2 protein-coding genes and 4 pseudogenes are annotated in these 2,722 nt (G+C 59.6%); 1 reads left to right on the top strand and 5 read right to left on the bottom strand.

Translation table 11 applies throughout. The features are described from left to right. Positions 1-106: 106 nt before the first annotated feature. The 5 genes and pseudogenes from ACF8AM_RS07225 to ACF8AM_RS07205 all read right to left on the bottom strand — a co-directional run. Positions 107-187 (bottom strand): annotated as a pseudogene (locus ACF8AM_RS07225) (hypothetical protein); the annotation flags it as partial. An 8-nt stretch (positions 188-195) separates the two neighbouring features. Further along, a pseudogene (locus ACF8AM_RS07220) lies at positions 196-240 on the bottom strand (hypothetical protein); the annotation flags it as partial. Between the two features lie 28 nt (positions 241-268). Next, positions 269-326: pseudogene (locus ACF8AM_RS07215) on the bottom strand (hypothetical protein); the annotation flags it as partial. Between the two features lie 66 nt (positions 327-392). After that, a complete protein-coding gene (locus ACF8AM_RS07210; protein ID WP_392554980.1) occupies positions 393-524 on the bottom strand; it encodes a DUF1589 domain-containing protein in 132 nt (43 codons plus the stop codon). Then, a pseudogene (locus ACF8AM_RS07205) lies at positions 481-618 on the bottom strand (DUF1589 domain-containing protein); the annotation flags it as partial. The gene ACF8AM_RS07210 and the pseudogene ACF8AM_RS07205, both read right to left, overlap by 44 nt. Before the next feature lie 104 nt (positions 619-722). Between ACF8AM_RS07205 and ACF8AM_RS07200 the strand changes: the two are divergent. Then, on the top strand, positions 723-2,654 hold the full coding sequence (locus ACF8AM_RS07200; protein ID WP_392554979.1) for a hypothetical protein: 1,932 nt from the start codon (positions 723-725) through the stop codon (positions 2,652-2,654). The last annotated feature ends 68 nt before the right edge of the window (positions 2,655-2,722 follow it).

Raw genomic sequence — 2,722 nt, 5'->3', positions numbered from 1 at the left:
GACGCGTTCGGGTTATGAAAAACCAATGCCTCACGCAAAAGCGCAACTTCAAAACTCACGCGTTCGGGTTGTGGAGTTGGAGAGGTCCGAGATCTGGTGAATCCGGCTACGGCTGTGGCGGCCTTGCTAACGCGGCGGGTTGTGACGGAGGCGTCGTAGGCCAGGTTGTACCTGGCTGGGTGATTGGACGGACGTCGCTGGGTCTTGCGAGTGTGGTTGGACGCCTCGCTTTGTTCCAATGCATCGGCTGGGCGCCAGGTGATAACCTGGCCTACGTTGAAGTGGTCCCTCGCTGACGCATCGGGTTGTGATTGACTCGATTTCACAACCCGACGCGTGAGCGAGGGACCCACACGCCCGTTGCAATGTCACGTGATCCCTCGCTGATCGGGCTACGTTGGGGTGGCCTTGCTAACGCGGCGGGTTGAGTGGTGATCGTCGTAGGCCAGGTTGTACCTGGCGGGGTGATTGGACGGGCCGGGTTGGGTCTTGCGAGTGTGGTTGGACGGCTCGATTTGTTCCAAAGAATCGGCTGGGTGCCAGGTGATCACCTGGCCTACGTTGAAGTGGTCCCTCGCTGACGCGTTCGGGTTGGGATGTAGTAGCCGGGTTCGCCAAGAATTCGGATGGGGTGGGTTGGTGAGCGGTCCGAATTCTGGCGAATCCGGCTACGGGCGTGGAGCGGACGGCGGGGGACGCTGCGGTTCGTTATAACGGTGCGTATGAACACCACGTCCAAGAGTGATTCGGTGCCGGTTCCCGTGGAGTCGGTGGCTGACATGATCAAACGCCTCGGAGAACCTCCCGAGGACATTTGGGATCGCTTGGTCGCAGCAGCGGAAACCTCATTCCCTGCCGTGCAGGCTTCCTCTTCATCGAGCGATTCGATTCGCTCGCCCGGCCATGAGTTTTGGCAATCACACGGCGTGGATGCTCACGGGGAACTGATCCGCTTGTCGAAAAGTGATCCGGCGACGGAGACTGCCACCGCGACGGATCCGATGGACTTGGAGTCAGCCGACGATGCGTTGGTGGGGATTGTCGAACGGAACGAATTGGTTGAGCTCGCGAGTTCTGATTCGAGTTCCAACAGAGCGGCCACTTCCAAACCAATCTGGATCGGTGTGCTCGCCGCGATGGCTTTGCTCGCCGCAGCATTTCTTTGGTGGCCGAGTTCCGATTCTGAGTTGGCTCAAACGTCTGATGGTTCCGGCGGCAACCTGGCTCCGGCCACCTCCAATGCAAACGTGTTTGAGCCGGGGTTCATGGAGACGACGGAGGAGTCCGCGCTGGAACTGAGCTCGCTGGTGGACACGGCACCGTCGGATGTGTCTGCAGAAACGCGTGTTGATCCGAGTGGCATCGAGTTGAGTGCCGCTGAGATTGTGGGAGCGAACTCGGCCGCCCGTCCATCGACCGGTCAGCCTGCAAATGAAGAGACGAACGGGATGACTTCGTCTGCGTTCTCGTTGGACGATCTGATTCCCGCGCCGGTCGCGACGGAGCCTTCCGGAAACGACGATGCTGGCGAGGTTGGCGAATCCAAATCCGGCGAGTTGTTGGCATCTGAAGGCACCAGCCCCGCGTCGTTTGGTGGTGGCGAAGAAGCGGATGTGATGAGCGATGGTGGCGCGGACGACATGGACTCGGACGCGGTGACAGGATCCACCGAGGAATCCACGGCGTCGGATTCGCAAACGATCTTTGTGTCGTTGCCGACGCTTGCTGAGGCTGGGTCAGAACCGGGCGAGAGTGATCCATGGCCGGTCTCTTCTTGGACAAACGCGAGGTTGGTTTTTCCTGACAAGCGACTGGAGTATTCGGTCTCAGAAGGGACGCCTGACAGCGGTTCGATTGTGAGGTCGTCCGATCAATCCGCGGTCGCCAATTTGCGGATCGATGACAACGAGGATGCAACCCGGTGGGAGTGGTTGCCGGGGGCGCTGGATGCGGATCGCAAGGCATTGCTTCACGGACGAGTCGAGCTTGCCGGGGGACAGCGAGTTTATTTGCGGCCGAGTTTGCGAGGGGACGCGATCGCCATCGATTTGGCGGATCGAGATGGGAAGATGAAGTGGGATTTGGTCGCACCGCCCGAACCCAAAGGAGCCCGGTTGAACATGGATTTGTTGGTCCCCGAGGGAGTCGATGTCGGTTGGATCGAACCGATTGAAAACGAGTCACCACGCAAGGTTCGCGGCATCGCGGTGCTGAGCCAACAGGATTCGGAATCGGTGGCGGTGGTGGTTCGTGTCGACGTCCAAACGACGCGGATGATGACGGTCCGAGTTCGGTTTGGCGCGAGGTTGGATCCATCCATGCCATGGCAATGGACGGACCGCGAGGATGTCTCGCAAACGTTGGCCGTGGTGACTCGGCAGATGGAACTGGCGGACCTGAGGCACGCTGAACTGGAAGCCGCGATCTCGCGAGCCGAAAGTTCACGGGCGCGGCGTTTGGAGGCTCGCTTGGATCAGCAGTTGGACCAACTCGAAAGTCAGCAGAAGAGTTTGAAGATGTTTTCGGAACGCTTGGCGGAGCTGGATCAGTTGATCGCGATGCTGGCGGGGCAAGCGAGTCTCGAAGCCGAGTTGTTTGTTTCTTGGGCCGACGATGAACAGCCGATCTTGCAACTGACGTCAGCCGATGACTGATTCTTGGTAGCTGGATCGGTTAAGAATTCGGAGAGACGAGTGGGTTGGGCGGTCCCTCGCTCACGCGT

Source organism: Rhodopirellula sp. JB055 (genome assembly GCF_043100905.1).
Classification (GTDB): Bacteria; Planctomycetota; Planctomycetia; order Pirellulales; family Pirellulaceae; genus Rhodopirellula.
Note: the sequence above shows the minus strand (reverse complement) of the source record. Positions and strands in the feature narration are given on the sequence as shown.